General features: G+C 37.6%; 31 protein-coding genes and 1 tRNA gene. 20 read left to right on the top strand and 12 right to left on the bottom strand.

Annotated features, from left to right (window positions below):
* The first annotated feature begins 8 nt into the window (after positions 1-8).
* The 3 genes from GHI45_RS06640 to GHI45_RS06630 all read left to right on the top strand — a co-directional run bounded on the left by GHI45_RS06640 (position 9) and on the right by GHI45_RS06630 (position 2,670).
* Positions 9-674: a DUF697 domain-containing protein gene (locus GHI45_RS06640; RefSeq protein WP_147780082.1), complete on the top strand. Its 666-nt coding sequence runs from the start codon at positions 9-11 to the stop codon at positions 672-674.
* Positions 675-809: 135 nt separating this feature from the next.
* On the top strand, positions 810-1,622 hold the full coding sequence (locus tag GHI45_RS06635) for an HAD family hydrolase (RefSeq protein WP_147780083.1): 813 nt from the start codon (positions 810-812) through the stop codon (positions 1,620-1,622).
* Positions 1,623-1,734: 112 nt separating this feature from the next.
* The gene (locus GHI45_RS06630; RefSeq protein WP_147780084.1) at positions 1,735-2,670 is read left to right on the top strand and encodes a LacI family DNA-binding transcriptional regulator; all 936 of its coding nucleotides are present in this window, start codon (positions 1,735-1,737) and stop codon (positions 2,668-2,670) included.
* Between the two features lie 45 nt (positions 2,671-2,715).
* Here GHI45_RS06630 and pnuC read toward each other — a convergent pair whose 3' ends face one another.
* The 6 genes from pnuC to GHI45_RS06605 form a co-directional block, all read right to left on the bottom strand.
* Positions 2,716-3,498, bottom strand: a complete 783-nt coding sequence (gene pnuC, locus GHI45_RS06625; protein WP_147780085.1) for a nicotinamide riboside transporter PnuC — start codon at positions 3,496-3,498, stop codon at positions 2,716-2,718.
* 41 nt (positions 3,499-3,539) lie between these two features.
* On the bottom strand, positions 3,540-4,652 hold the full coding sequence (locus GHI45_RS06620) for a nicotinamide-nucleotide adenylyltransferase (RefSeq protein ID WP_147780086.1): 1,113 nt from the start codon (positions 4,650-4,652) through the stop codon (positions 3,540-3,542).
* Between the two features lie 140 nt (positions 4,653-4,792).
* Entirely contained in the window at positions 4,793-5,599 is an 807-nt protein-coding gene (locus tag GHI45_RS06615) for an NUDIX hydrolase (RefSeq protein ID WP_147780087.1), read from the bottom strand.
* Between the two features lie 128 nt (positions 5,600-5,727).
* Positions 5,728-6,747: a Gfo/Idh/MocA family oxidoreductase gene (locus tag GHI45_RS06610; RefSeq protein WP_147780088.1), complete on the bottom strand. Its 1,020-nt coding sequence runs from the start codon at positions 6,745-6,747 to the stop codon at positions 5,728-5,730.
* Positions 6,744-6,899 (bottom strand): hypothetical protein, encoded by a 156-nt coding sequence (locus tag GHI45_RS11275; RefSeq protein ID WP_187230094.1) that lies wholly within the window; start codon positions 6,897-6,899, stop codon positions 6,744-6,746. The genes GHI45_RS06610 and GHI45_RS11275 overlap by 4 nt, the downstream gene beginning before the upstream one ends.
* 28 nt (positions 6,900-6,927) lie before the next feature.
* Entirely contained in the window at positions 6,928-7,404 is a 477-nt protein-coding gene (locus GHI45_RS06605) for an S-ribosylhomocysteine lyase (protein WP_147780089.1), read from the bottom strand.
* A 185-nt stretch (positions 7,405-7,589) separates the two neighbouring features.
* Here GHI45_RS06605 and GHI45_RS06600 point away from each other — a divergent pair, with 185 nt between their 5' ends.
* Positions 7,590-8,435, top strand: a complete 846-nt coding sequence (locus GHI45_RS06600; protein WP_147780090.1) for an aldo/keto reductase — start codon at positions 7,590-7,592, stop codon at positions 8,433-8,435.
* Positions 8,436-8,616: 181 nt separating this feature from the next.
* Positions 8,617-9,129, top strand: a complete 513-nt coding sequence (locus tag GHI45_RS06595) for a cysteine hydrolase family protein (RefSeq protein ID WP_147780091.1) — start codon at positions 8,617-8,619, stop codon at positions 9,127-9,129.
* Positions 9,130-9,156: 27 nt separating this feature from the next.
* Here GHI45_RS06595 and GHI45_RS06590 read toward each other — a convergent pair whose 3' ends face one another.
* Positions 9,157-10,458, bottom strand: a complete 1,302-nt coding sequence (locus GHI45_RS06590; protein WP_147780092.1) for a LysM peptidoglycan-binding domain-containing protein — start codon at positions 10,456-10,458, stop codon at positions 9,157-9,159.
* 418 nt (positions 10,459-10,876) lie between these two features.
* Here GHI45_RS06590 and GHI45_RS06585 point away from each other — a divergent pair, with 418 nt between their 5' ends.
* The 9 genes from GHI45_RS06585 to GHI45_RS06545 all read left to right on the top strand — a co-directional run bounded on the left by GHI45_RS06585 (position 10,877) and on the right by GHI45_RS06545 (position 20,721).
* Positions 10,877-13,531 carry a calcium-translocating P-type ATPase, PMCA-type gene (locus tag GHI45_RS06585; RefSeq protein ID WP_147780113.1) on the top strand — a complete coding sequence of 885 codons (2,655 nt, stop codon included), beginning with the start codon at positions 10,877-10,879 and terminating at the stop codon, positions 13,529-13,531.
* 255 nt (positions 13,532-13,786) lie between these two features.
* Positions 13,787-16,036 carry an anaerobic ribonucleoside-triphosphate reductase gene (nrdD, locus tag GHI45_RS06580; protein WP_147780093.1) on the top strand — a complete coding sequence of 750 codons (2,250 nt, stop codon included), beginning with the start codon at positions 13,787-13,789 and terminating at the stop codon, positions 16,034-16,036.
* 38 nt (positions 16,037-16,074) lie between these two features.
* The gene (locus GHI45_RS06575; protein WP_147780094.1) at positions 16,075-16,656 is read left to right on the top strand and encodes a histidine phosphatase family protein; all 582 of its coding nucleotides are present in this window, start codon (positions 16,075-16,077) and stop codon (positions 16,654-16,656) included.
* Positions 16,634-16,963 carry a hypothetical protein gene (locus tag GHI45_RS06570; protein ID WP_147780095.1) on the top strand — a complete coding sequence of 110 codons (330 nt, stop codon included), beginning with the start codon at positions 16,634-16,636 and terminating at the stop codon, positions 16,961-16,963. The genes GHI45_RS06575 and GHI45_RS06570 overlap by 23 nt, the downstream gene beginning before the upstream one ends.
* Positions 16,964-18,379 carry a HEPN domain-containing protein gene (locus tag GHI45_RS06565; protein ID WP_147780096.1) on the top strand — a complete coding sequence of 472 codons (1,416 nt, stop codon included), beginning with the start codon at positions 16,964-16,966 and terminating at the stop codon, positions 18,377-18,379.
* A gap of 124 nt (positions 18,380-18,503) precedes the next feature.
* Positions 18,504-19,487, top strand: a complete 984-nt coding sequence (locus GHI45_RS06560; RefSeq protein WP_228386037.1) for a virulence RhuM family protein — start codon at positions 18,504-18,506, stop codon at positions 19,485-19,487.
* A gap of 9 nt (positions 19,488-19,496) precedes the next feature.
* A complete protein-coding gene (locus GHI45_RS06555; protein ID WP_147780097.1) occupies positions 19,497-19,814 on the top strand; it encodes a hypothetical protein in 318 nt (105 codons plus the stop codon).
* Positions 19,792-20,403 (top strand): anaerobic ribonucleoside-triphosphate reductase activating protein, encoded by a 612-nt coding sequence (gene nrdG / locus GHI45_RS06550; RefSeq protein ID WP_147780098.1) that lies wholly within the window; start codon positions 19,792-19,794, stop codon positions 20,401-20,403. The genes GHI45_RS06555 and nrdG overlap by 23 nt, the downstream gene beginning before the upstream one ends.
* Before the next feature lie 230 nt (positions 20,404-20,633).
* Positions 20,634-20,721, top strand: a tRNA-Ser gene (locus tag GHI45_RS06545).
* A gap of 180 nt (positions 20,722-20,901) precedes the next feature.
* Here the strand turns inward: GHI45_RS06545 and GHI45_RS06540 are convergent.
* From GHI45_RS06540 to GHI45_RS06530, 3 genes are all read right to left on the bottom strand, one after another.
* On the bottom strand, positions 20,902-21,972 hold the full coding sequence (locus tag GHI45_RS06540; protein ID WP_147780099.1) for a site-specific integrase: 1,071 nt from the start codon (positions 21,970-21,972) through the stop codon (positions 20,902-20,904).
* Positions 21,973-22,048: 76 nt separating this feature from the next.
* A complete protein-coding gene (locus tag GHI45_RS06535; protein ID WP_147780100.1) occupies positions 22,049-22,372 on the bottom strand; it encodes a hypothetical protein in 324 nt (107 codons plus the stop codon).
* A 12-nt stretch (positions 22,373-22,384) separates the two neighbouring features.
* Positions 22,385-23,149: an XRE family transcriptional regulator gene (locus tag GHI45_RS06530; RefSeq protein WP_147780101.1), complete on the bottom strand. Its 765-nt coding sequence runs from the start codon at positions 23,147-23,149 to the stop codon at positions 22,385-22,387.
* A gap of 245 nt (positions 23,150-23,394) precedes the next feature.
* Between GHI45_RS06530 and GHI45_RS11515 the strand changes: the two genes are divergently transcribed.
* Positions 23,395-23,517 (top strand): hypothetical protein, encoded by a 123-nt coding sequence (locus GHI45_RS11515; RefSeq protein ID WP_255471396.1) that lies wholly within the window; start codon positions 23,395-23,397, stop codon positions 23,515-23,517.
* Positions 23,518-23,545: 28 nt separating this feature from the next.
* Here GHI45_RS11515 and GHI45_RS11565 read toward each other — a convergent pair whose 3' ends face one another.
* Entirely contained in the window at positions 23,546-23,683 is a 138-nt protein-coding gene (locus GHI45_RS11565) for a hypothetical protein (protein WP_147780102.1), read from the bottom strand.
* 119 nt (positions 23,684-23,802) lie between these two features.
* Here GHI45_RS11565 and GHI45_RS06520 point away from each other — a divergent pair, with 119 nt between their 5' ends.
* The 4 genes from GHI45_RS06520 to GHI45_RS06505 are packed head-to-tail and all read left to right on the top strand — an operon-like array spanning position 23,803 to position 25,463.
* The gene (locus GHI45_RS06520) at positions 23,803-24,069 is read left to right on the top strand and encodes a helix-turn-helix transcriptional regulator (protein WP_147780103.1); all 267 of its coding nucleotides are present in this window, start codon (positions 23,803-23,805) and stop codon (positions 24,067-24,069) included.
* Entirely contained in the window at positions 24,066-24,395 is a 330-nt protein-coding gene (locus GHI45_RS06515; RefSeq protein ID WP_147780104.1) for a DUF771 domain-containing protein, read from the top strand. The genes GHI45_RS06520 and GHI45_RS06515 overlap by 4 nt, the downstream gene beginning before the upstream one ends.
* A 16-nt stretch (positions 24,396-24,411) precedes the next feature.
* Positions 24,412-25,179: a phage antirepressor KilAC domain-containing protein gene (locus GHI45_RS06510; RefSeq protein ID WP_147780105.1), complete on the top strand. Its 768-nt coding sequence runs from the start codon at positions 24,412-24,414 to the stop codon at positions 25,177-25,179.
* A gap of 20 nt (positions 25,180-25,199) precedes the next feature.
* Positions 25,200-25,463, top strand: coding sequence for a hypothetical protein (locus tag GHI45_RS06505; protein ID WP_147780106.1), 264 nt, complete (start codon positions 25,200-25,202; stop codon positions 25,461-25,463).
* Here the strand turns inward: GHI45_RS06505 and GHI45_RS06500 are convergent.
* Entirely contained in the window at positions 25,460-25,651 is a 192-nt protein-coding gene (locus GHI45_RS06500; protein WP_147780107.1) for a hypothetical protein, read from the bottom strand. The two genes, GHI45_RS06505 and GHI45_RS06500, sit on opposite strands and share 4 nt — an antisense overlap.
* A gap of 98 nt (positions 25,652-25,749) precedes the next feature.
* On the opposite strand from GHI45_RS06500, the gene GHI45_RS06495 reads away from it, so the two are divergent.
* Positions 25,750-25,971: a hypothetical protein gene (locus GHI45_RS06495; RefSeq protein WP_147780108.1), complete on the top strand. Its 222-nt coding sequence runs from the start codon at positions 25,750-25,752 to the stop codon at positions 25,969-25,971.
* The last annotated feature ends 779 nt before the right edge of the window (positions 25,972-26,750 follow it).

Genomic DNA, 26,750 nt, shown 5'->3' with positions numbered 1-26,750 from the left:
GGAGACACATGTTTAAGAGAAAGCAGAAAAAAGAAGTGCTGTCACCAATGACAGTTGATAAGGCTGACGATTTTGATCAATTTTTTACGGAAGTGACGCAAAAAATGCCGAAAAAGTCAGCGTCAATCTTGAAAAAATCGCTGGCAAGTTTGAAGCAAGAGGCAGAAAAAAATCTGACGGTTGTTGGAAGCAAGCTAGATCACTATTTTGACCCCTTACTTGAAAATGTAGCGCCAGAAGTGAGGAAAAAAGCGCATCAAACCATACATTCGGCTACCTTAATGGCAGCAATCGTTACTTTGTCGCCAATTCCTTTAACTGACTCTGCTATGCTGGTGCCTATCCAAGTGGTCATGATGAGCCGTTTGCACAAAATATTTGGAGCCAAATGGAGCGAAGGTATGGCATGGAGCCTGGCAAAAGAGACATTTTTGATGACATTTGTCCGTGAAATCCCCGGAAATTTGATGAAAATAATTCCTTTTTTTGGAACGGCGGCTGGAACAGTGGCAAATCTGACGGTTTCGGTGGCAATAACAGAAACTTTAGGCTGGATTACTGTCAACATGCTCAACAAAGGCGAAGATGTCTTAAGTAACAAGAAAAATGTCAATCAACAAGTCAAAAAAATGCTTCAATTGATGCAACTTTCAACCCATTTTAAGCTCAAATAATAAGTAAACAAAGGACATTCTAGTTTTAGAATGTTTTTTTTGTAAAAAAAATAAAAAAAGGGCTTGACATGGAACGAGTTCCACAGTTTACAATGAAGTCATAAAAATAAAAGACAAATCTTAAAGGAGATTGACATGACAATTAAACATATTTTTACAGACCTTGATGGCACATTATTGGACGCACGTGGGAATCTTCCTGAACAAAATGTTTGGGCGATTTATTACAGTCAACTTCCAGTAAGTCTGGTTTCAGCACGTAGCCCTTTGGAAATGCTACCTTTGATTGAGCAACTCAATGTTTCAGGCCCTCAGATTGCTTATAATGGTAATCTGACCTTCCAAAAAAATGAATATGGCATTGAAGTCTTAGACCAACATACTATTGCTTGTGAAACGGTCACAAGTATTATTGACTTGATTTCGACTGAATTTCCCCAAGTCAGCTTGAGCTGGTACAGCCTTTCGCATTGGTATGCGGCAAAACAAGACAAAGGAATTTTCATTCAAAAATCGTTGACTCATTTGACACCGACTTTTAAACCATTCAACGGTCAATCTGAAATTTACAAAATAATGATGATGGTTTTTGATCCCACTCAGATGGAAGAAATCAAGGAAAGACTGGCGGAACTCAATTTTTCAGGGATTTCGGTCAAACAATCGGGTGCTTGGTATTTGGAAGTTACCTCGGATCATTACAGTAAATCAGACGCAATTTCCACGATTTTGAAAACATCAGACCTACAAAATGATGAAGTAGCGGCGATTGGGGATGGGGAAAATGATATTCCAATGCTTCAAATGGTTGGCCTTCCGATTGTGGTCGAAAATGCAAATCAGCAGGTCAAAAAATATGCTAAAATGGTCGTAGGGAAAAATACTGATTCTGGCGTTGCCCAAGCCATTTCGGCAATCCATGATTTAAACCAAGCAAGTGCTAGCTAATCCACGAATGGACGTTGGAGAATGCTGAATTGGCTTTGCTTTTCTATGAACATCAAGCATGAGGACTGGATTTTCACTTGATGAGCTGGCGACTTAATGAATAGGAGTTTGCATGACATCACTTTCAGATCTGTCAAAGCTGACAGGTTATTCTAAATCGACGGTATCACGTGCCATATCAGGAAATGGTTACGTATCGCCGGAAGCAAAACAAAAGATTTTAGACTGCGCGGATTCGCTGGATTATGCCACAAATGCAATTGCACAAGATTTGGCAAAAGGAACCAATCACAATATCGGATTGATTGTACCGCATATCAAACACCCTTTTTTCAAACAAATTTTGGAAGGCGTGTTGGAAAAAAGTTTTGACAGTGGCTACAAAATAGTGATTTTGCCGTCCGATTATGATGAAAATTTAGAGTTGAAATACCTTGAACAATTTCGCAAAAAAGCCTTTGAAGCATTGATTTTTACGTCGGTTCAAATCAGCGAAGAAAAAATAAGACCCTATCAAAAATATGGGCCGATTGTTCTTTGTCATAAACCGCAGAGCAGTCAAATTTCTGCCATTTACACGCAAAGAGAACTGGGCTATGAAAAAGCATTTGGTTGGCTGAAAACTCAAAATGTAAAGACCGTTGGCTTTTTGTTGGCGCGTGAAAAAAGCCCAACAACATCGGTAACGGTCAGAGCTTACGAAAAAGTTTTTGGTCAAAAAGTGACAGAGCAACAGATAATGACAGGGGCTGTCTCTGACGAGGATGGTTATCGTTTGGCAGATAAAATGCGCAGTTTTGATGCTGTGTTTGCCAATTCTGATAATATTGCTGCGGGTGTTTGGCAGTGGTTTGACGAGAAAAAAATACCCAAGCCAATCATTGTTGGACAGGAAAAACTTCTCTCAGGTCGCTTGCTTGATTTGCCAACCGTTGACAATCATTATCTCCAACTGGGTAGAGAAGCTTTTAGTTTAGCAATCTCAAAAGAAATGAAGCAAATTCCGATTGAGTCAGATTTTATTGTCAGAGCTGACAGAAATAAATAAAACAAAAAAATCCCAAAATTAACTTTTGGGATTTTTGGTTGATTATTATTTGGCTTTTGCTGTCTCGTAGGTATCTTCAGAGGGTTTTTTGAACCACAGGTATGATCCGTAAATGGCATTGATAAACATTAAGATTTGCAGGATAAACATGCCAAAGGCTGCGTCGCCTTGCAACTGCCAGTTGTTGTACCAGATGACGATATTGATGGCATTTATCAAAAACCAAGCCAGCCATTGACTTCGATAGCCAAAGGTCATCAATAATTGACCAATGATAGCAAGTGGCAAAAGCGTTGCATCTAAAAAGATTTGTTGACCATTAAGATGAGAAGAAGTGGCAAGAACGACTAGATAAATCACCACAAATCCAAGTAGCGCAATCAAAGCCATCTTGAGACTGATTTTTCGCGGAGCCACTTCCTTAGTTTCCGTCTTATCCAATGATTTTTTCCAAGCATAAATCCCTACAAACTGCATCACAACATAATAAGTTTGGCTGAAAACATCGCCAAACAACTGAGATTGAATGGCAACGACAAGCCAAAATATGGCACTCACTGTTCCCCAAGCATAATTTGTAATGCGTCCGCGATTGACAAGAATAAGATTGACGATTGTTAAACAGCCAACGATGAGTGATAAATTACTCATCAAATCATAGGCTGAAGTCAAAAAGTATGCGATAAATTGGACAGCTAAGAGGAAAAAAAGTAAAAGATTATCTTTCAAAGTCATCGTTGTCAACTCTTTAAAGATTTCTTTTGGATTGAAGACTTCCTTCATTCCTGAAATAAAAATAGTGAGATCAAAATTGTTTGTGTTTTTCATAAAAGTTCGCTTTCTAGGACAATCTTGAGATTGTCTGGGGTTTATTGTTCCTCTAAGAGTGTGCTGACAGCCTTGCAAGCATGTAGGTAGCGCTGATAAAATCCGTCGTACTCGTCTTTTCCTTTGTCGTCAAGAATGACAACCTTATCTGAAAAGCCGTAAGCACTGATGATTTCCATCAAGGCGTGATGATAAGCGTCAGTCGAGTTGGCCCAGTCCATATTTCTAAAGCCGTCATCGACATAGGTTGTGATTGGTGGGATAATGAAAATCAAGTCAAATTTTTCTCTCTTAATCATCATGTCAAATAAGGAATGAAGTTCGGCATTGTCCGTTTCGGATAAATAAAGTTGTGCATAAGCCTTGGTAACCATAACATCGGTATCGAAAAAAGTGAGTCCATTGTTGGAAGGATTGATAACCTCTTGATAATTTGCACTCCATTGGCCCAAAATAAATTCGGCATAATCAGAAGCTCTTAATTCATCATCATTGACATTGTTTTGTTCTTCATAAGTTCGGGCGAATTCTTCTGAAAATGGAGCATTGAATGTTCTAGCCAAACGCTTTACTAAGGTAGATTTTCCGGTGGAAGCAGACCCAGCAATCAAGATTTTCTTTGTGAAATGTCGCCTGAAAACACGACTGATTGAATTCCAATGTTGGAGTGGAGCTTCGCGAATGTCAGTCGCTGTGATTGGAAGTTCTTCACGATTTTGTAATTCGATTTCAAAATTTTCGGGCAAGCGTTTTTGCAGTTCAGAGACATATTCTTTTTCACCCACATATACTTTGTAGTGATGCGGCTGTTCTCCTTTAAGATTGTCCTCGATGACGGTTGTTAGCCGCTTTGTCCATTGCTCCCAACCTTTTGGCAAGCGAGGTAAATCAGTCTCATCAAGAATGTCAATCCGAAGATTTAATTCATCATTGAATGTTTCTCGAAGATAGCGAAAACGTTTGTCCAGTGGCAAGCCGATTTGGTCGCCACGGTCATCCAGATAGCCAGAAACGATAAGTACCACGCTATCATTTTCCATCAATGCTTTATAGATTATTTTTTGATGACCGAGGTGGAGGGGAGCGAAAGTTCCAAAGACAACACCAATCCTACTTCCAGTTAATTTTTCTTTATTCAAATTCGCCGTTTGCATTTTTGTCTCCTTTTTCATTAAAATTACAACGTATCTTTATTGAATTAGATATATTATATCTTTAATAAAAATATTTGTCAACAAGAAGATACTTTTTTGCTAAAAAAAAGACCATCGCTAAACGATGCTCTTTTTAGAGTTTATTTTTCGTTTTGTACAAAACTAAAGAGTGCTTTGGGGCGGCCAGCGGATTGTTCATTGACCGTCATTTGTCCTACTTTTTCAAAAATTTTCAGCCGCTTTACATAAGTGGTAACAATATTTGAAGTATTGTATTTTTCGTTGAATTTACAATCAAAGTAGTAGAATAAGTTGCGCAGTTGATTGCTCGTAAATGTTGGTCCTAGAACCTGAGCAATATCGGCATTAAAACTGAGCGAAGACCTAATCCGCTCAAAAGTTGTTTTGATAATTTCTGAATGGTCAAAGGCAAAATCTGTTTCCAAATCAATGCGTTGTCCAGACTCGGTTATAAAATAGAGCCTGTCAGCCGCAGAACCTACTGGCATAACAGTGACCCATTCGCAACTGGCAGCATCGTCATTAGCTTGTGGACTAACGAATGGATATAAGAAAGTCGTATGTGCAATGGTAATTGTCCAGCCTCTTGGATCACGATAAGGTGTAGAAAAGGCTCCAATTTGCCACATTTGATTTTCATTTTGAATGTTTACCGTTGTTTCCTCAAAGGTCTCTCTTTTAGCAGCTTCTTTGGCGTCTTCATTGGGATTGATAAAGCCACCGGGTAATGCATATCTGTTTTTGTAGGGATTAGCGGCCCGTTTGATTAAAAGCATTTTTAAACACTCATCGCTTTTGTCAAAGGCAAAAATGACGTTATCAATCGTTACAGAAGGCTTTTCATAATGGGGCAAGTCCTGCTTTTGATACCATTCAAGAAATTCAGACTCATCTGCTTGTCGTTCGTAGTAAAGTTTATCTTTCATTTTTTTCTCCAGCTTTAATATAAATATACCGTATCTTTAATGATATTTCAAAATATTTTATCACTAGAAAAAATAGAGAGGCATTTAAAACCTGTAAAATCAAGAACTGTCAGTACTGACAGTCTTTTTTATTTTTTAAATCCATTTTCTAAAGTTTCAATGACGGTTAAAATTTGGTCATCGCTGACAAGTTTTGGTTTGCCATTGATGACAGACTCGTAAACAGCATCATAGACGCGTGCGTAATCGCCTGTAACTGACGGGATATGTTTCACAATCCGATCGCCATTGCCGTTGTAGTAAGTCAATGTGCCAAAATCAGCGGCTGTATCAAGTCCAAAACCTTCTGTTCCAGGCATGATACCAACTTTTAAATCATTTTCTTGTTGGTCAACGTCCATTTTGACAAAAGTACCGCGCGTTCCGTAAACAATCCATTTTGGATGTGGAAGTGCCGCAAGTTCAGTTGCAGCAACAGTAGCGCGGAGATTAGGATAAAGCAAGTTGACTGAGAAGTAATCATCAACTGCATTTGCGTCGCGTGCTGAACGAATGTCATATTGTACATCAGTTGGTTTACCAAAAAGTGAAACCATTTGGTCAACCATGTGAACCCCATGACCATACCAAGCGCCGTCAAAATCAGTTCCTTTGGCAGCATCATTTGGACGGAAGTGATCCATGTTGACAGTGATGTCAACGAGGTCGCCCAAATAACCAGCTTCAATTACTTTTTTAACTGTCAAAAAGTCGCTGTCAAAGCGGCGATTTTGAAATGGCATGAAAAAGAGTCCCTTTTCATTGGCAAGGTCAATCAATTCTTGAGCTTGTTGACGCGTTTCAACCAAAGGCTTATCGCACAAGACATTTTTTCCGCCCAGAAGCAGTTGTTTCGCAGTTTCATAATGCGCCATGGCAGGTGTTACAATGACCGCCAAATCAATCGTTTTGTCAGTAATGATATCATTGATGTCGGTTGAAAAAATCGTTCCAGTTGCTTCAAGTGCTGCTTGATCGGCAGGTCTTTTGCCTAATGTACGATTGACAACGCGAGCAATCTTAATGTTTTCACGCGTTTTGACATAAGGAATGTGATAGCTGTTGGTTGATTTTCCAAAGCCAACGTAGGCAATATTCATTTGTTTCATTTTTTCTTTCCTTCCATTTTTTTACGGAGGGCAGCAATTTTTGCTTGCGTTGCATTTCTTGTGTTAATGCCTTTTCCGCCTTCAGTAGAATTTTTTTCGTGAAATTTTTGTGCGACCGATTGGCCTTTCGGATCGAGTTGATATTTCCCCATTGTTTCTCATTTCTATTTGATATTAAATTTAAATCACTTTTCTTTGGTAAGGGTCTGTTGAAATGCCTTGCGCAAGAATTTTTTTAGCCCATTCTTTTGCACCAAAAACACTGTGATTTTTGTAATTTCCACATTCTTTTTCGGCAACACCTGGAACATCTTTCCAGTCAAAAGAATCAGCAGCAATGGCTTCAAGTGAAGACTTGATAACGCTCGCCATTTCATCGCTTGAATGTTCTCCCCACATAATCATGTGGAAACCAGTTTGGCAACCAAATGGCGAGAAGTCAATCATGCCATCGATACGGTCACGAATGAGACTAGCCATGCTGTGTTCAATCGTATGAAGTGCTGCCATTCCAATAGCATCTGCATTGGGTTGAACAAAACGAACATCAAAATTTGTAATCACGTCGCCTTTAGGCCCTTTTTCAGCACCGATTAAACGAACGTAAGGGGCAAGCACTGCCGTGTGGTCAAGTTGAAAACTTTCTACTTCTGCCATGATTTTCCTCCATGAATTCGTAAATGAGAAAAGACTCATTTATGAGATGATTTATATTTGAATTAGAAATAAATATTATTTCTAATATTATTCTATTCTATTTTACCATTTTTAAAGCGAAATCTTTTTTTATTCACATTTAAAAGTGGTAAAATGGACTTATCAAAATGTGAAGGAGAAAGAAGATGACTTTAACTGATACTTATACCCTCAATAATGGGGTGAAAATTCCACAAGTTGGTTTTGGAACTTGGCAATCAAAAGATGGAGACGAAGCATACAATGCTGTAAAAGTCGCACTCGAAGCTGGCTACCGTCATATCGATACTGCCGCTGTCTATGGCAATGAAGTTTCGGTTGGTCAAGCGATTGCGGATTCTGGAATTCCACGCGATGAATTGTTCATTACGACAAAACTTTGGGGCGTTGGAACGACTGAAGATGCGGCAAAAGCGCTAGATGACTCTCTCCAAAAACTTGGTCTTGACTATGTGGATCTTTATCTGATTCATTGGCCAAATCCAAAAGCATTTCGTCCAGATTTTGAAAGTCGAAACGCGGCTGTTTGGAAAGCAATGGAAGCTGCTCTTGAAGCAGGAAAAACACGTGCCATTGGTGTCTCAAACTTCCACCGTCATCACTTGGACAAATTGTTGAAAACAGCAAAAGTTGTGCCAGCAGTCAATCAAATCATGGTTAACCCAAGTGACCAACAAAGAGAAATTGTCTCATATGATGTCAAACACAATATTTTGACAGAGGCATACAGTCCTCTTGGTACAGGGCGTATTTTTGAAATTGAAGAACTTAAAGCACTTGCTGAAAAATACAATAAAACTGTTGCCCAAGTCGTGCTTCGTTGGTCATTGCACAAAGGTTATTTGCCACTTCCTAAGTCAGTTACACCAGAGCGTATCATCGAAAATACACAACTTTTCGACTTCAAACTCTCTGTGGAAGACATCGCCTTTATCGATGGACTTCATGGCAAAGCAGGACTTGCAAGCAATCCAGATGAAGTTGATTTCTAATATGACAAATAAAAAATGGCGTGCCTACACGTCGTTTTTTTAGTTGTCGTATTTTTCAATAATGGCTGTGGCGAAATCATTTTGGTAACTGATTGAGTCATACAAAACAAAAAATTATCAAATGAGAAAAAAATGAACAACTTTCATGTTATAATTAAAAAAATCACAGAAAGGTTAGAAGATGAAAAAAATACTTCTCGTTATTGATTTCCAAAATGATTTTATTGACGGCAGTTTGGGGACAAAAGAGGCACAGGCCATCATTGGAAATGTTGTCAAAAAGATTGAAAGCTATGAGGAAAAAAATCGATTTGCAACGCAAGATACGCATTTTGAGGATTATCTTTCAACTCAAGAAGGAAAAAATCTTCCAGTTTTGCACTGTCAAAAAGGCACTTTTGGTTGGGAAATCCGCAAGGAAGCACAGCTTGGATTTGCCAAAATTTTTGAAAAAAATAGCTTTGGTTCAATCGAACTCGCTCAATTTGTAAAAGCACAAGATGTTGATGAGGTTGAACTTATCGGGATTTGCACAGATATTTGTGTGGTTTCTAATGCTTTACTTATTAAGGCATTTGCACCAGAGGTAAAAATTAAGGTTGATGTTTCTTGTTGTGCGGGCGTAACTCCAGAAAGTCATCTGGCGGCGATTGAAACCATGAAATCTTGCCAAATCGAAATGATAAATGAATGAGAAAAAAACTGCACATGTGCAGTTTTTTTATTTGACTCTTAGATATTGACCAACTAAAATTAAATCACTTGAAAGATGGTTCCAAGATTTGATTTGTTGGACGCTGACTTTGTTGGTTTGAGCAAGTTTCCAAAGGGAGTCTCCAGAGACGACTTTATGAATTTTTGTGCTGCTGGTGCTGGTTTTAGAAGTCGTTGAATTGGTGGTTGTCGTCTTAGCAGTGGTTTGATTGTTTGTTGTGGTCGTTGTTTTGGCGACAATCAATTTTTGGCCAACGAGGATAAGGTCGCTTTTGAGATTATTCCAAGATTTGAGTTGGCTGACAGAAGTTTTGTATTTGGCTGCCAGTCCTGACAAGGTGTTGCCAGAAACGACTTTGACGGTTGTAGTCTTAGTAGAAGTCGTTGTTTTCGTGCTTGAGGCTGTCGAATTGCTTGTTTTTGATGCCGTATTTGTTGATGCTGTGCTTGTTGTTGTCGTTGCATAAAGATTAAGCTTTTGCCCGACGAAAATCGTATCTTTTGTAAGTTTGTTCCAGCTTTTGATTTGTTGAACAGTGACATTATTTTTCTGGCTGATGCCCCACAAAGTGTCGCCTGATTTGACAGTATAAGTCTTGCTTTGCGTAGTTGTGGCTGTATTGGAAACCGTTGATGTCGTAGTGTTGCTCGTGCTGGTGCTTGCGCTTGCGCCATCAAAACGGGTCAAATTATATTGAGAAATCAGTGTGTTGAGTGATTGTCCATAAATTGGTGACGTTGCATATTTTCCAGTCAATGCAGCTGTTGCTTGCTGGTATGTCGCAGCATTTGCTCGCCAAGCCGCACGGTAGAAATAACCTGACCCGAAATTAGTTGTTTTTAATACGCGGGCATTATCTTGAAAGCTTTCTTTGTGAGATGGATACTGACGGAATGGCATTTTTTTAGTGACATATTTGCCATTGATGTATTCTTGGGTTGTGAGCGAGATACTCTTGCCTTGATAGCTTCCTTGAATGCCAAATAAGTTGTAATAAGGCGCTTTTGAGAGCGAACTTTGCCCCCAGTTACTCTCCAAAATGGCTTGAGCAATCATGACGGACGGATACAAGCCATTGGCATCAGCGACAGGCTTTGCCGACGCTGCAATCGTTTCGATAAAATTTTGTTGGCTGGTCGTTGTCGCAGCTTCCGCTTTAGGCGCATGAAAATCCAATAAAATTTCGGCAGTCGTTGTCAAAGTACCTGCTAAAAGGACAGTACTGACAGCTTTTGATGTGGGTTTATAAAAATTGTAATTTTTCTTTTTTAAATGTTGGTTTTTTTTCTTAATCCGTGATTGAGGCATGCCGTGTCCTTTCTGACTGAAACTACTCACTCTGAATTTTATTTGATAGATAAACATATTCTAACATAGATAAGACAACAATTTCAATTTAATTTTAAATTATTTATAATTTAGCATAATATTACTATTTATAGACTAATATTTATATTGAACGCTAAACATATTTTGGTTTGATTTTTTATTAAAATTTGATATAATTAAAACACTCAAGGGAGTAGCGGGAAGCAAGTAAGCTTCTTATGATACCGTCAATACAGCGTAAGCTCGGTATCGTATTAAACAGCGAGACTTGTGGCATTGTGCTACGGGTCTCTTTTTTTAGCATAATGACTGCTTATTTATATCTAGGTTGATTATTGGAGGAACCATTTTGCCAGAAGAACAGAAGAAAACTCAAAACATCAAAGCTTTTCATCAGATGCCAATGCCAGACATCTATGATGAATTCGTCAGTACTGACGATGGCTTGTCAAGTGAACAAGCACAAAAACGCTTGTCAGATTACGGCAGAAATGAATTGTCAGCGGGCAAAAAGAAATCACTTCTGGTCAAGTTTGCTGAACAATTTAAAGACTTAATGATTATCATTTTGATTATCGCGGCGATTTTGTCAGTAGTGACAAGTGGTGGTCATGATATTTCAGATGCGATTATCATCATGGCTGTTGTTGTCATCAATGCGATTTTTGGTGTTTACCAAGAAGGAAAAGCTGAAGCAGCGATTGAAGCCTTGAAAGACATGAGTTCGCCAGCAGCTCGCGTAAAACGTGATGGTCACGTGCTTGAGATTGATAGTAAAGAACTTGTGCCAGGCGATATTGTCTTGCTTGAAGCGGGCGATGTTGTCCCAGCTGATATGCGCCTTATTGAGTCTGCCAGCTTGAAAATCGAAGAAGCAGCCTTGACAGGAGAATCTGTTCCTGTTGAAAAAGACGCGCGCAATCTTGTCAGTGCTGACAGCGGAATTGGTGACCGAATTAACATGGCCTATCAGAATGCCAACGTAACTTATGGTCGCGGAACAGGGATTGTCGTTGCTACGGGAATGTACACCGAGGTCGGTAAAATTGCGAAAATGATTGAACTGGCTGATGAAACAGAAACGCCTTTGAAACGCAATTTAAATCGTCTGTCTAAAGTTCTGACATGGGCTATTTTGGGGATTGCCTTAATCACTTTCTTAGTTCATATCTTACGCCTTGATACCATCACACAAGAGGGTGTTTTGCAAGGCTTGATGACCTCTGTTGCGCTTGCCGTTGCTGCCATACCAGAAGGATTACCTGCGATTGTAACCATCGTGCTTGCGATTGGTACACAGGTGCTTGCCAAACGAAACTCAATCGTGCGTAAACTTCCAGCGGTTGAAACACTGGGTTCAACCGAAATCATTGCTTCTGATAAAACAGGAACATTGACCATGAACAAGATGACGGTTGAAAAACTTTTGACCAACGGTAAACTTGTTGATGCCAGTGAAAACATCAGTCTTGACGACATGACACTAAGAGTCATGAACTTTGCCAATGATACAAAAATTTCGCAAGAAGGTGAGCTGATTGGTGACCCTACAGAGACCGCTTTGGTCAAATTTGGACAAGATAAAGCCTTCAATCTTTCGTCAGAGCTGACAGAAAATCCACGTGTGGCTGAACTGCCATTTGACAGTGATCGTAAGCTCATGTCAACCATTCATCAACTTGCTGATGGTCAATTTTTCGTTGCGGTCAAAGGTGCGCCAGATCAATTGCTCAAACGGGTATCAAAAAAATTAGTCAATGACGAAATCACACCATTGACGATTGAAGATAAAGAAAATATTTTAGCTGAAAATCATGCGTTGGCTCATGAAGCGTTGCGAGTCTTGATGATGGCTTATAAATATATTGATGTCATTCCTGATGAATTGACCAGTGAAGATTTAGAAAATGATTTAATTTTTGCTGGTTTGGTCGGTATGATTGACCCAGAACGTCCGGAAGCTGCCGAAGCAGTACGTGTTGCTAAAGAGGCAGGAATCCGTCCAATCATGATTACGGGTGACCATCAAGATACTGCTGAAGCCATTGCCAAACGTTTGGGAATTATCAGTGCTGACGATAGCGAAGGACACGTCCTGACAGGTGCTCAACTGAATGAACTCTCTGATGATGATTTCCAAAAACAAGTGGAACAATATTCTGTTTATGCGCGTGTATCGCCTGAACATAAGGTGCGTATCGTAAAAGCATGGCAAAATGAAAACAAAGTCGTTGCGATGACAGGGGATGGTGTCAATGACGCACCAGCCCTTAAACAAGCAGATATTGGTATCGGAATGGGAATTACTGGAACGGAAGTTTCAAAAGGTGCATCAGATATGGTGCTTGCCGATGATAATTTCGCAACCATAATTGTTGCCGTTGAAGAAGGCCGTAAAGTCTTTGCCAATATTCAAAAAACCATTCAATATCTTTTGTCAGCAAATACAGCCGAAGTTTTGACCATTTTCATTGCTACTTTAGCAGGTTGGGACGTTATGTTACCTGTTCAGTTGCTCTGGATCAATCTGGTAACAGATACTTTCCCAGCGATTGCGCTTGGTGTAGAGCCAAATGAACCAGGAGCCATGCAAGAAAAACCGCGTGGTAAAAATGCCAGCTTCTTTAGCGGTGGTGTCTTGTCATCAACCGTTTATCAAGGTGTAGTTCAAGCTGCATTGACGCTCGGAATTTATGGCTTAGCGATTGCATTCCCAGCACATCCGGGAAATTATGACATGATCCATCAAGATGCCTTGACCATGTCTTTTGCAACACTTGGTTTAATCCAACTCTTCCATGCATTCAACGTCAAATCACTTCATCAATCGATTTTCAAAGTTGGTGTCTTCAAATCTAAGACTTTCAACTTGTCAATCTTGGTTTCCTTTGTCTTGCTTGCCGCAGTTATCATGGTGCCAGGACTCAACAGTATTTTCCATGTTTCACATCTTGATTTCTATCAATGGGCAATGGTGCTTGCCGCATCGGTTTCAGTTGTCATCATTGTTGAAATCGTGAAAGCAATCCAACGTTTAGTTGCAAAAAAGTAATGAAAATTAAATAATATTTTTTCATGACACGAACCGCTCAAGCTATTGAGCGGTTTTTTTGAGTCCTTTTACGGTAATTGTACTTGAATCTTACATTTTTTACGGAAACTATATCTTGTGTTAAAATAAATAAATTTTAAAAAAATGTACTAGATATGGTGTACAAAAAGATAATAATTTGGTAGAATAAGATTGATTAAAAAATCACAAGTATTTTAGAAGTAACAACGAAAAACTTTTTGGAGGAACTGAAAAATGAAACTATGGACAGCAAATTTGGATTTAGATGAGCGGACGATGAACGTCATAAAACGTGACGGACGCTCGGTAAAATTTGATGAGGATAAAATTTTTCAGGCGCTAAAAAAAGCTTCCGACAAAATTACCAGTTGGAATGATACACAGGAAGAACGCATTGAAGCCGTGACAGATCGGGTCATTTCAGAAATCTTCAATCGTTTCCATGAAAATGTCAAAATCTATGAAATTCAAAATATTGTTGAGCATGAATTATTAGAGGCAGATGAGATTGGACTTGCCGAAGAATATGTTCGTTATCGGACAAAACGTGATTTTGACCGCAAAAAAGCAACGGACATCAATTTTACGATTGAAAAACTGATCAATCGTGACAGTACCGTCGTCAACGAAAATGCAAATAAAGACAGCAATGTCTTTAATACACAGCGTGATTTGACCGCAGGTGCCGTATCCAAAGCTATAGGACTCAAAATCTTGCCTCCTCATGTCGCAAATGCCCACCAAAAAGGCGAAATCCATTATCATGACTTGGATTATAGCCCTTATACGACCATGGCCAACTGTTGCTTGATTGACTTTAAGAACATGTTTGAAAATGGCTTTAAGCTTGGAAATGCACAGGTGGACAGTCCGAAATCCATTCAGACAGCGACAGCACAAACCAGCCAAATCATTGCCAATGTGGCAAGTTCTCAATACGGTGGTTGCTCATTTGACCGTGCAGATGAGATTTTGGCACCCTATGCCAAATTGAATTATGAAAAGCACATGAGAGACGCTGAAAAATGGATTGACGCACCTGAAAAACGCGTTGATTATGCAAAAGAAAAGACAGTCAAAGATATTTATGATGCCATGCAATCGCTCGAATATGAAATCAATACTTTGTTTACAAGTAATGGACAAACGCCGTTTGTGACAGTTGGCTTTGGCTTGGGACAGGATTGGTATGCGCGTGAAATTCAAAAGGCAATCTTGAACGTCCGCATTAAAGGACTGGGTTCAGACCATAGGACTGCCATTTTTCCTAAGTTAATTTTTACTTTGAAACGTGGACTCAATCTCGAAATCGGCACAGCCAATTATGACATTAAACAACTGGCACTGGAATGTTCAACCAAGCGCATGTATCCAGATATTTTGAGCTATGACAAGATTGTCGAATTAACTGGCTCATTCAAAGCAAGCATGGGCTGCCGGAGCTTTTTACAAGGCTGGAAAGACGCCCAAGGCAACGAAGTCACGGCGGGACGAAATAATCTGGGTGTTGTCACAGTCAATCTGCCTCGGATTGCGTTAGAAGCGGTAGGCGACAAAGCAAAATTCTGGGACATTTTCAACGAACGAATTGGCATTGCCAAAGACGCGCTTGTTTTTCGTGTGGAACGTGCCAAAGAAGCACAACCCAAAAATGCACCGATTTTATTTATGAATGGCGCGCTTGGACGCTTGAGCGAAAATCAATCGGTTGATGAACTTTACAAGAATGAACGTGCAACTGTAAGCCTAGGCTATATCGGGCTTTACGAAGTCGCAACGACTTTTTATGGGCCAACATGGGAAAGCAATCCCGAGGCCAAAGCTTTCACGCTTGAGATTGTCAAAAAGATGCATGAGGACTGTGAAAAGTGGTCAAAAGCATCAGGTTATCATTTCTCAGTATATAGCACGCCGTCTGAGTCGCTGACCGACCGTTTTTGCCGGATGGACAAGGAAAAGTTTGGCTCAATCCCTGACATTACAGAAAAAGATTACTATACCAACTCTTTCCACTATGACATTCGTAAAAATCCGACACCTTTTGAGAAGCTTGACTTTGAAAAGGACTATCCTGTCTATGCCAATGGAGGTTTCATTCATTATTGCGAATATCCGATGATTCAGCAAAATCCAAAGGCTTTAGAAGCAGTCTGGGACTATGCTTATGACCGTGTCGGCTATCTCGGCACCAATGCCCCGATTGACCATTGCTATGCCTGTGGCTTTGAGGGCGACTTTGCGCCAACCGCTAAAGGCTTCAAATGCCCTCAATGTGGCAATCAAGACCCTAAAACCTGCGATGTGGTCAAACGAACCTGCGGTTATCTCGGCAACCCTCAGGCGCGCCCCATGGTGCATGGAAGACACTCCGAAATCACCAGTCGTGTCAAGCACATGGCAGGAGTTGTCGGACATTTGACCAACGGCGAGAATATTGATTCAGTGGCTGTGGATGAGGCCAAGAGTGGGTATTTTGTGGGGTGACCTCTAATATAAAAATGATAAACTAAGGTAAGAATAAAATGAATATTTATCTTGTAAGACATGGACAAGATAGAACAGATGTTCGTGGAGGATGGAGCCAGTTTGGACTAACCGATGAAGGTATTTTACAAGTTAATAACTTGGCTCAATTTATAAAATCAAATACTAAATCACTTGAGATTTCTCGATTTATTTCAAGTGATTTAATGAGAAGTAAAGAAACGGCTGAAATTATTCATCAAATGATTCATTTGAAAATTGAATTTGATGACAATTTCAGAGAGATGAATAACGGAAAATTAGCAGGAATGCTAAATAGTGAAGCAGACAATAAATTTCCAGGTTTATATCGGTCTACTTTAAGTTGGGATGAATCATATCCAATGGGAGAAAGTCCTCATGAATTTCATAATAGAGTAAATAATGCTTGGCTTTTACTAACAGAGCATGCAAAAATATCCCATACTAATATTTTGATTGTTACCCACGGAGGAGTCATTCAAGAAATTCTGATGGCAATGGGGTTTGGTAATTTGACAACACCTGCGGCTAGTTTGATGGCATTTAAATATACGGACCAAGGCTGGGAATTTGAAAATGAATTGTCATATCACGGATAATAATTTTGTTCGTGTAAAATTAAATATGGAGAGCCTAACTTCTAATTTTGAGTTGGTGAAGCTTTCCAATAAGTTGGAGAAATTTGACGCCTTGACCTTCAAGGAATTTTTGGCGGAGCTGAAGAAGGTGAAGGTCAAGCTGTCACTGAAAGAACAGGACGAGTGGGAAGAGTATTTCGACGGCTACAAGGCGGACTTGTCAGAGCTGACAGCGGTCTTGACGGCGACGGATCGAGAGATTGATACGTTGGTTTATGAGTTGTATGGATTGACGGAGGAAGAAATTAGAATTGTGGAGGGAGAATGAATGAGTTATACAGACTACAATATGAATGATTCTTTCGAGGCACTAGTTTATGTAACTGATGAATTAACTGAATTTGATTTTGGAACAACGCTTGATCAGCGAACCGCTATTATTGGTTATTTTAAGTATTCGGCCGAAAAAACGACATTACAACTTCCTTTAATTTTAAAAAAGAATGAAAATGCAGGCGTAGAGGTGGGTTGGAGTAATACGGTTAGAACTAGCAAAGATTTGAAACATTTATATATTAAATCTATCGATGGAGGCTTCAAAGCTGTTTTGGATAAATTTCAGCTTATAGGTACTAGCAATTATGCGGCTATTGGAGACATAGGCAACAGTACATCGACGTATCAAATTTCAAATTTTAGAATGGTAAACCAATTTGAATTAGATGAAGATGTGAAAAAGATTCAGTTAGCTTTTGATTATTTTGATATTTTTGTTGATACCCCGAGATTCAAAGTGATAAGTCGGTGGGAAGAAAAAGAAGATGAAATCACAGTATCTTATCAGAAGAAAAATTATTTACTTGATGATGAAATAATTTGGGAAGATAAAAAAATTAAAGTAAAAGTTTTTACAGGAGCGACAAGTCCAGACTTGTTAGATAGAAAGAGAATAGGCATCTCTTTTACTTATTTTTTGGTTTTTGAGTTTGAAAGTAAAATGAGTAGGGATAAAGTTCAAGAGTTGATTTATATTTTGAAAGATTTATTTTCTGTTTTGATGAGAAAGTACATATTTTTTAATTATGTTTTGCAAAACGATTATTTAGGCCTTGATGCTGAAACAAATAAGGCTGATGATAGAAGAGAAAATCTATTTATTAATCAAGGAAAAAATAAAGCTTACAACCCTGATTTGAAAGCCAGAGAGTTAAAGTTGCATTTGAGAGACTTGGAGTTTTCTAAAATACTTGAAGGATTTGTAAATAATTTGAAATTGCAAAAGCTTGCTAGAGCCTTTGTCTCCACAATGAATGATAATTTATATGTTGAAAATGTAATGACGAGTTTAACAAATGGGCTTGAAACATATTATAAGGGTTCTACTTACCCATCAAATGGGAAACTGATTACAGATTTAAAAAAGAAAATAATCTATGGAATCAGACAATTACCGAATGAGTTGAAAAAATCCATTCAAATAAAAGATGGGGATTACACAGGCCAAGCTACTGACTTTATTGAACAGTTTTCGGAGATAATGAAAGACACCAGAGATAATGTCGTTCACGGAGATAAAGAAAATAGTTTAAACTTAAAGTTTGACGGGGATTTAATAATTTATACGGAAAAATTAAAACTTTATTTCTATGTATTGCTGTTGAGGGAACTAGGTATTGCAGATGAGGTATTGAATGAAAAATTTAATGATGAATTTATTCAGGTCAATAACATAGAGGTTTATTAAACAAAAACATTTAGAATGAGATAATACGCTTCTGAAAGAATATTGAATACATACACTGTGAGAGCTAGCGATGAAGTAGATTACAATTTCAATTTTTTACGTATAAATAGATAGAGGTATATTATTGGAAAAAGAAAACTTAAATTTTCAAATTTATCAGATAGATAATGAATCTGAAATCAATGCATTGATAAAAGATGAGACGATTTGGCTGACTCAAAGATCAATGAGTGACTTGTTTGATGTAGGGCAGCCAGCGATTGCAAAACATTTAAAAAATATCTTTGAAAGTCAGGAATTGCAAGAGTCGGCAGTATATTCCAAAATGGAATATACTGCCACAGATGGAAAGAAATATAAGACGGGATTTTACAATCTTGACGCGATCATTTCTGTCGGCTACCGTGTGAACTCGCAAAAAGCGACGCGTTTTCGTCAATGGGCAACTAAAATCTTGAAAGAATTTATGATTAAAGGTTTTGTGCTCGATGATGAGCGGTTAAAGCAAGGCGAGCGAATTTTTAATCAAGATTATTTTCAAGAATTGCTGGAACGCGTTCGTTCGATTCGTGCGAGTGAGCGGCGTGTTTGGCAGAAAGTGACGGATATTTTTGCAGAAATTTCATCAGATTATGATAAAGACAGCGATGTAACAAAGCGGTTTTACGCCTTAGTTCAAAACAAGTTTCACTACGCGATTACCGGTGAAACGGCAGCTGAAATTATCAAATCTCGCGCTAATCATAAAAATGCAAATATGGGATTGACCACTTGGAAAAATTCTCCGGATGGGCGAATTTTAAAGAGTGATACCGGAATTGCTAAAAATTATCTGGATGAAAAGCAAATCAAGAGTTTGGAACGGAACGTGTCAAGTTATCTGGATTATATCGAGGATTTAATTGAGCGGCGGACGAATTTCACAATGGAAGATTGTGCTCAAAGCATTGATAATTTTTTAGCATTTAGGGAGTATCAAGTTTTGGATGGTTATGGGAAAGTGTCAATGAAAGAGGCAAAATCAGCCGCCAGCCAAGAATACGATGCGTTTAACAAAACACAAAAAATTATCTCAGATTTTGATAAACAAACAAAAAATCTAAAATAGGAAACTTAAATGAACAAACAATCCCTCTGCGCTTTTTACACACACGACTTTGAATATTTCGACCGCACGATTGGCGACAGTCTCTTTTTCTACAACCCGTCAACGCAATGCTTTGAGATGGGAGGGGATAAGGAGGTTTCATATTCACTTGAAATGATAGAAGAAATGAACGACTGGATTTTCCTGTGGATTGACCGAGAATTTGCGGGTGATTTTGAGCCAGCAGATCAGAGCTGTCAGACAAAAGTGATTGAAAAATCAGCACTTCGCAAAACGATAAATAAATTGGAGGAGGGATTTGAAAATGAACAACCCAAAGCCAAATGAATGGCGCGCGGCTGATTTGTCGCAGGGCTACATTGCGGATTATAAGCCGTTCAATTTTGTGGACGGTGAGGGCGTGCGTTGCTCGCTCTATGTGTCGGGCTGTCTCTTTCATTGTGCGGGCTGTTACAATCAAGCGACTTGGTCGTTTCAGTATGGCAAGCCCTATTCGCAAGCGCTGGAAGACCAAATCATGGCAGATTTGGCACAACCTTACGTGCAGGGATTGACCCTCCTTGGTGGTGAGCCTTTCTTGAATACTGGAATTTTATTACCTTTATTAAGCCGTATTCGTCGAGAATTACCTGAGAAGGACATCTGGTCATGGACGGGCTACACTTGGGAAGAATTACAGCTTGAGTCGGAGGTTGTCAGTGCTGACAAGCAGGAAATGTTACGGTTGCTTGATATTTTGGTGGACGGCCGTTTTGAGCTGGCAAAGAAAAATCTGAACCTGCAATTTCGCGGCTCCAGCAATCAGCGGATTATTGATGTGAAAAAATCCTTGAAAGCAGGAAAAGCAGTGATTTGGGACAAACTCAATGACGGAAATGCTGCGGTGGAGCAAATTCATAAAGAAAAGCTGATATGATGAGTTGTCAGCGCTGACCATATTCAAAAATGACAATTCTTATAAAATTTGTTAGAATAAACATGCATAACGATTTATTCTCGAAAATAAGGCTAAGTAAATTCACAGAGAGATGACCGAGTGCCCTTTGCTCTTTTTGCTTCAGCAAATAAGCAAATGGACAACGTAATTCCTCACGGAATAAATTTTAACAGTGATTTATTCTCGAAAATAATTCTAAGTAAGGTCATGGAGAGATGTCCGAGTGGTCGAAGGAGCACGCCTGGAAAGTGTGTAAACGTCACAAGCGTTTCGGGGGTTCGAATCCCCTTCTCTCCTTAATTGTAACAATCTACGATAAGTTACGAGAATTAAAAACCGCATAACAGTGCGGTTTTTAGCATGTTTATTTATTCTAGACTTTTGTTTTGTCTCAAAAAATTTAGGTCAAATTTAGGTCATTTAGGTCAAATTTAGGTCAAATTTAGGTCAAATTTAGGTCAAAAAAATAGCTAAAATTTAGCTATTAATTTTATTGAATACCTCTTTCACCCTATCATCATTTTTCTGTTTTAATTTATCAAGTTGATGCGCATAAACAGAAAGAGTTATGTTTAGATTTTCATGTCCCAGTATTTTAGATATAGAAATTAAATCAATGCCCTGTGAGATTAAATAAGAGGCGTATGTGTGCCTTAGAGAGTGAATATGGATATTTCTACCAACAGCTCGTTTAAGTGCCTTAGAAACGGCCGTATGCGTTATATTGCCAAAGATACGATTATACTTGTCCTTTGGTTGCTCCTTTTTGAATTTTTTTAACAAATTAACTGTTTCTGAGTCGATTGGAATAATTCGAATGGAAGACTTATTTTTTGTTTCCGCAAAATTATGTGTAATAGAGTAATTCCATGTTTTGTTTATATTTAAACTTCCTTTGTCAAAGTCTACATCTTTCCAGGTCAATCCGATACATTCAGCAAATCTCATTCCTGAAACACAAATTAGATAGATAGCCATGTGGCTTTTAATTTGATATTTAGCCTTTGACTGCTCAATTAATTTCAAAAATTCATCTTCTTCTAAAAAACTTTCTTCTATCGGTCTACTCTTTACTTTTGATTTAGCGGTGGCATACTCAGCAAAATTTTGATCTACGAGTTTTTCTCTAACAGCAATTTTCATACTTGCTTTAACGTAATGGTGAAATTGAGTAATTGTTTCTTGAGAATACTTTTTTCCGTAATCATTGAGTAATTCTTGATAGTATGTCGGAGAAATATCTACAACCTTAGCATCGCCAAAATAACGTTCAACTTGCTTTGAAAACATAAGTATTTTTTTGTAAGTAACTACAGTTACAATAGGTTCTTTGTAAATTTCAGCCCACTTCTTAAAAAAATCAGAAAAAATCAATGACTTATCTTCAAAAATCTTTCTGTTAAGCTTCATTTCTTCTTCGAGTGAAGCGTTAGTAGCTTCTTTCTTTGTAGCAAAACCTCCCTTTGATTTAATTCTACTTTTACCAGCTCTATCCTTATAGGATATTCGATATTCCCATACCTTACCTCTTTTTCTAAAGTATGCCATAATGTACCTCTATATAAGATTAGCCACCGTATGGTGGCTATTTTTTATTCATAGTATATTTTTTCAGCAGAACAATTTAATCAAATTCCATATTATCAAGTTCTTCAGTAAAATTATCCAAAACTTCCAGCTCACTTAATTTGTTTAACCATTTTTCAACTTTTGTTTCATGTGCATCTGATGCTTTAGTAGTAACATTTCTTTTGACTGAATCGTACAATTTTTTTATTGATTGGTTCCAAGATTTTTTAATTTCACTTTCAGCTTGAGATTGGGTCAAAGTAACTTTACCATCTCCAGAAATAATTACTGAATTGAGATACTCTTTCATTTTTGCAGTGAAAATATCTTTAGCATTACTATTCTTTTCAACGTAGTCTTTAAATTCATCAATATCCATAAAAAAACTCTCCTATACAATTTCTGGTGTAAACCAATCAACGACTTCACCGACAATATTCCAATATTCACCATCCTCAGGAGGAACTGGAAGAAATCTATCACGATATTTCTCATTAACTGAATGTAAAATTAGTTCTTCTTCGTCAAGAGTAACTTCTTTTACCCAAGAGGTACCATCATAGTCAACGACATAGATACCACCTTGAGGGGTATCGTACGTTTGCTTGATAAGAATAACATCTCCGTCATGAAGTGTAGGCTCCATAGAGTCTCCATCAACAACGGTTGCAAAATCAAATCGTGGTAAATCTGTTCTTAGGGTGTAATAGAGAGATTTTTCATTTTCACCATAATGGAATCCAAATCCAGCAGAAACTTTTTCTACTGTTTCAACGGCAGTTAATTGAGAAGTACGAGATTGGTTACTAATGTCAATTATTTTATTTTTTTCTAATTCTTGTTCATCTAATTGAGCAACAGCAAAATTAAGGACTTTTTCTTGTCTCGTTTTGTTAAGTTGTGAACTTACTCTTAAAATGTGAGGAGTTATAGCGTCTGATTCAATTTTATCTTTTCCGAACATCAATGTTTGGGCAGATACTCCAAGAATATTTTCTAATTCAACCATCTCAAACATTTTAGGATTTCTTTCTCCACTTTCCCACCTAGAAATTGTTGACTTTGTGCGCCCAATTTTGTCAGCTAATGACTGCTGGGAAAGTTTTGCTGACTTTCTGGCTTCTTTCAATCTATCTGCGAATGCTTTATTTTTCATAGTTATATTATATATAAAAAGGGATTAAATTGCAATAGAAAAGTTGACAAAAGCCAACCTAAAAAGTTGACAAATTACAACTTATACTTTATAATTAAATCATACTTAAGAAATACAGAGAACAAACACAGCATTTGCCGAGTAATTCGTAATGTTTCGGACTTGTGCAGGGTGTGGGTACGTTGCGTAAACCCCGTGACGAGTACTTGTTAAAGTAAATAGCCCAAAGGGCAGGAAGGAGAAAAATGGTTAAACATTATATTACAAAATACAGTGATGAAAAAAACACTAGAAAAGCTGTTTCTTGGATACAATTAGATATTTTAGGGAAACATTTCTGCTTTTTTAGTCGTGAAATTGAAATTTAAAAAGAGAATCTTACGATTCTCTCACGACTCACCCTTTTTTAAATTGGGTGTGGTTACAACGTGGGCAAGGTGGTAAAGTATCTGTGCTTTGGTCAAGTGACACATTTTGCCCGCAATTTGTGCAATAGTACTCACCTTTGCCAGGTTTTTCGCCTGTAGAGTGCATATTATTATCTCCTCTCTATTATATTATTAGGGTAGGCATTATTACTAGTAATGCTTGCTCTAATAACATTATAGCACTAGAGGATTAAAAAACAACAAGAATTTGGGAAAGGAGCCATGATGGGAGAGAAAAAAACATATAAACCACTTGATGACCTACTAGAGTCAACTGGCATGAAATACTCGGCTATTGCTGCAAAATCTAATATTGACAAAAGTTATTTGTACAGATTACGAAAAAAGCCTTCAAAATTAGATGTCGAACTAATAAAGAAAATTTCAGATGCAACTGGGATAGATAAGCATAAACTTTTTGAGGTATCATATTTTTTTACATTAAAAGTTGACAAGTTGCAACACAAATCGTTTTCAAAGGAGAATCAATGAAGGAAGAAGATGTATTTACACCGTTGCAGCTAAGAATAATTAATCAAATTGTTTCCGATGCTGTTAGCGGAGTAAAAATAACAGTTAGTGATGAGGAGAACGAATACGTTGGCTGGGAGTGGCTTAAAAACTATACGGGAAGAGGTCGCACTTGGTTAGTAAGAGAGCTCTTGGATAAAAACGATAGTTTGAAAGCTCGTATTGATGAAGCTAAAGGCTCTCCCACAGCTTGGGTTAAATATCCTAAAGGCGGTAGGAATGGCTATAGCTTCAATAAAAATAAAGCAAAAGCTTGGCTGACAAAAAACAGCTGGGTTTCCAAATAACGAAAGGAACACGAAAATGAACGTATTACAAAACGTTGATGGATTTAAAGCAAAAATATATGGTACAGCAGAAAATCCGTTGTTTTTAGCAAAAGATATTGCAGAAATGTTAGAAATTAAAAATAATCGTGACATGCTTAATAATATTGATGATGATGAAAAGCTGATGTCGGTAGTATCTACATCAGGTCAAAATCGAAACATGTGGTTTTTAACTGAAGATGGACTTTATGAAGTTTTAATGCAGTCAAGAAAACAACAAGCAAAACTTTTCAAGAAGAAAGTTAAAGAAACTATGAAAACAATCCGCAAGCACGGAGCGTACATGACTAGCGAAGTCATTGAAAAAACATTGACTAGCCCAGACTTCATCATTCAGCTTGCCACACAGCTCAAAACAGAACAAGAAAAAACAGCGATGTTATCTCAACAAGTCGCTGAAAGTCGCCCAAAGGCTGATTACTATGATCGCATTCTTAAGTCTAAGTCACTCGTAACGATTAGTCAAATTGCTGACGACTACGGCATGACAGCACAGGCACTAAATAAAAAGCTATTTGAACTACAAATTCAACATAAAGTCGGCGGTCAGTGGCTATTATATGCCAAACACAAAAATCACGGATACACGTTTAGCGATACGACAATCCTACCTAACTATAAAAAAGGTGGTGAAAAAGTCGTCATGAACACTAAATGGACTCAAAAAGGACGGATATTCATTTACAACGTGCTTAAGTCTGAAGGTATTCTACCAACTATTGAAAAGAATGATGCAGCTTGAGCTGTTTTAAGGAGAAAAAGATGAACGATAAAGAATTCATTGAAAAATTAACAGCGTGCAGAAATGCAACAAATGAACTCATAGATCAATTGGTAGATGAAGCATTATATGCTTTTCCAACTTACGCTGAAGCGATCAAGGCTGTAAAACAAGGAAAGTTTCTTCTTTGGGGAGATACAGGCGGATTCATCATTGAAGAAGCAGTCAAAAAAATAGAAAAAATCGCAATAAGTAAACCCACTAAAGCTAATAGAAAAAAAGCTAACAAGTGGGGGATAAATTAGTTATTTAGTTCAGATTCAATGGTGTTAACTATGTTTTGGTAAGCAACAACATATTTTTTAGGAATGTTTTCATCTTCGTTAATGATTTCTGCTTCCTCTAAAACAGAAAAAAAGTTTTCAACATTTTCAGGATTATTTAAAATGCAAATTGCCAAATCATGAGCTATTTTTTCATTAGTTTTAGTCATAAAACACCTCCTTTCTATAATCACGGCTACTACCAATAGCCTACAGACATTATAGCACGAGAGAGACATTAAAAAAAATTAGAAAAGGAAACAAGAAAATGAATATTATCGAAGCAACAAAAAAAGCCTTAGACGAAAATAAGGCGATTACAAACGATGATTACAAAGAAAGTGGAGTTATTATTATTCCAACTACCTCAGCTTCGCTTGGCATGGTACTTATGGGAGATAAACCTTACTTTGACAAACAAAAGATGGGTATGAAAAAAAATATCCCGAACCTAGAAGATATTGGAATCCAGGAGGTCAAGATATTTTAAGAGAAGACTGGGAGTTATTTAATTGATATCGAAATTATTAGAAATGTTTTCAGATAGGCAAGTAATATTGATAACTGTTAGGTGTAAACATGAAGAAAAAAAAGAAATACTTGAAAGCTTTAGAATTTTAAAAAATTACAAGGTAAAAGAAGTAGTTGAAGTTGATGATTTAGAGCATCCAGACATTACATGTACAGTTCAAATTCATACAAATATTAATAGGTACTTACTAATTATTTTTGTGTTGTGTTTCGCTGGATATATGATAGACCTGCTAAAAATAGTGTAGTTGAAATTCCAAGGAGCTTATAAAAATTATCACTAGAACTCTCATAGTACGATTTAGTATTGAATGAAATATAAGCGAATGTCAAAGACAAGAATAAAGTGTTGTATCTCGAATTTAAGTATGAAACATATAATTTATACCACCCGCTTGAAAGTTGCATTTGGTAGTTAGGGTTATTGTTATTGTAATTCATTAACCCTATTTCATTCTTCTCGTGTTTTCGCTTGGCTTTAATTTCCAGGTAGAGAATATAATGTTTTGACTTCATTTGAATTATCCAAACAACAAATAGTATCAAAGATATATATCCCGAATACTTTTCCAAAAATGGAAGCATATTTTTAACTAAATTATAAATCATACACACCTCCTTTCTATAATCTAGGCTACTACCAATAGCCTACAGACATTATAGCATGAGAGAGACATTAAAAAACATTAAGAATAGGAAACAAAAATGGAAAAAAATAAAATACAAGTCAACGTAAAA

The organism is Lactococcus sp. dk101, assembly GCF_009601055.1.
In the GTDB taxonomy this organism is placed as follows: domain Bacteria; phylum Bacillota; class Bacilli; order Lactobacillales; family Streptococcaceae; genus Lactococcus.
The sequence above is the reverse complement of the archived record's forward strand: the minus strand, read 5'-3'. Positions and strand labels throughout refer to the sequence as shown.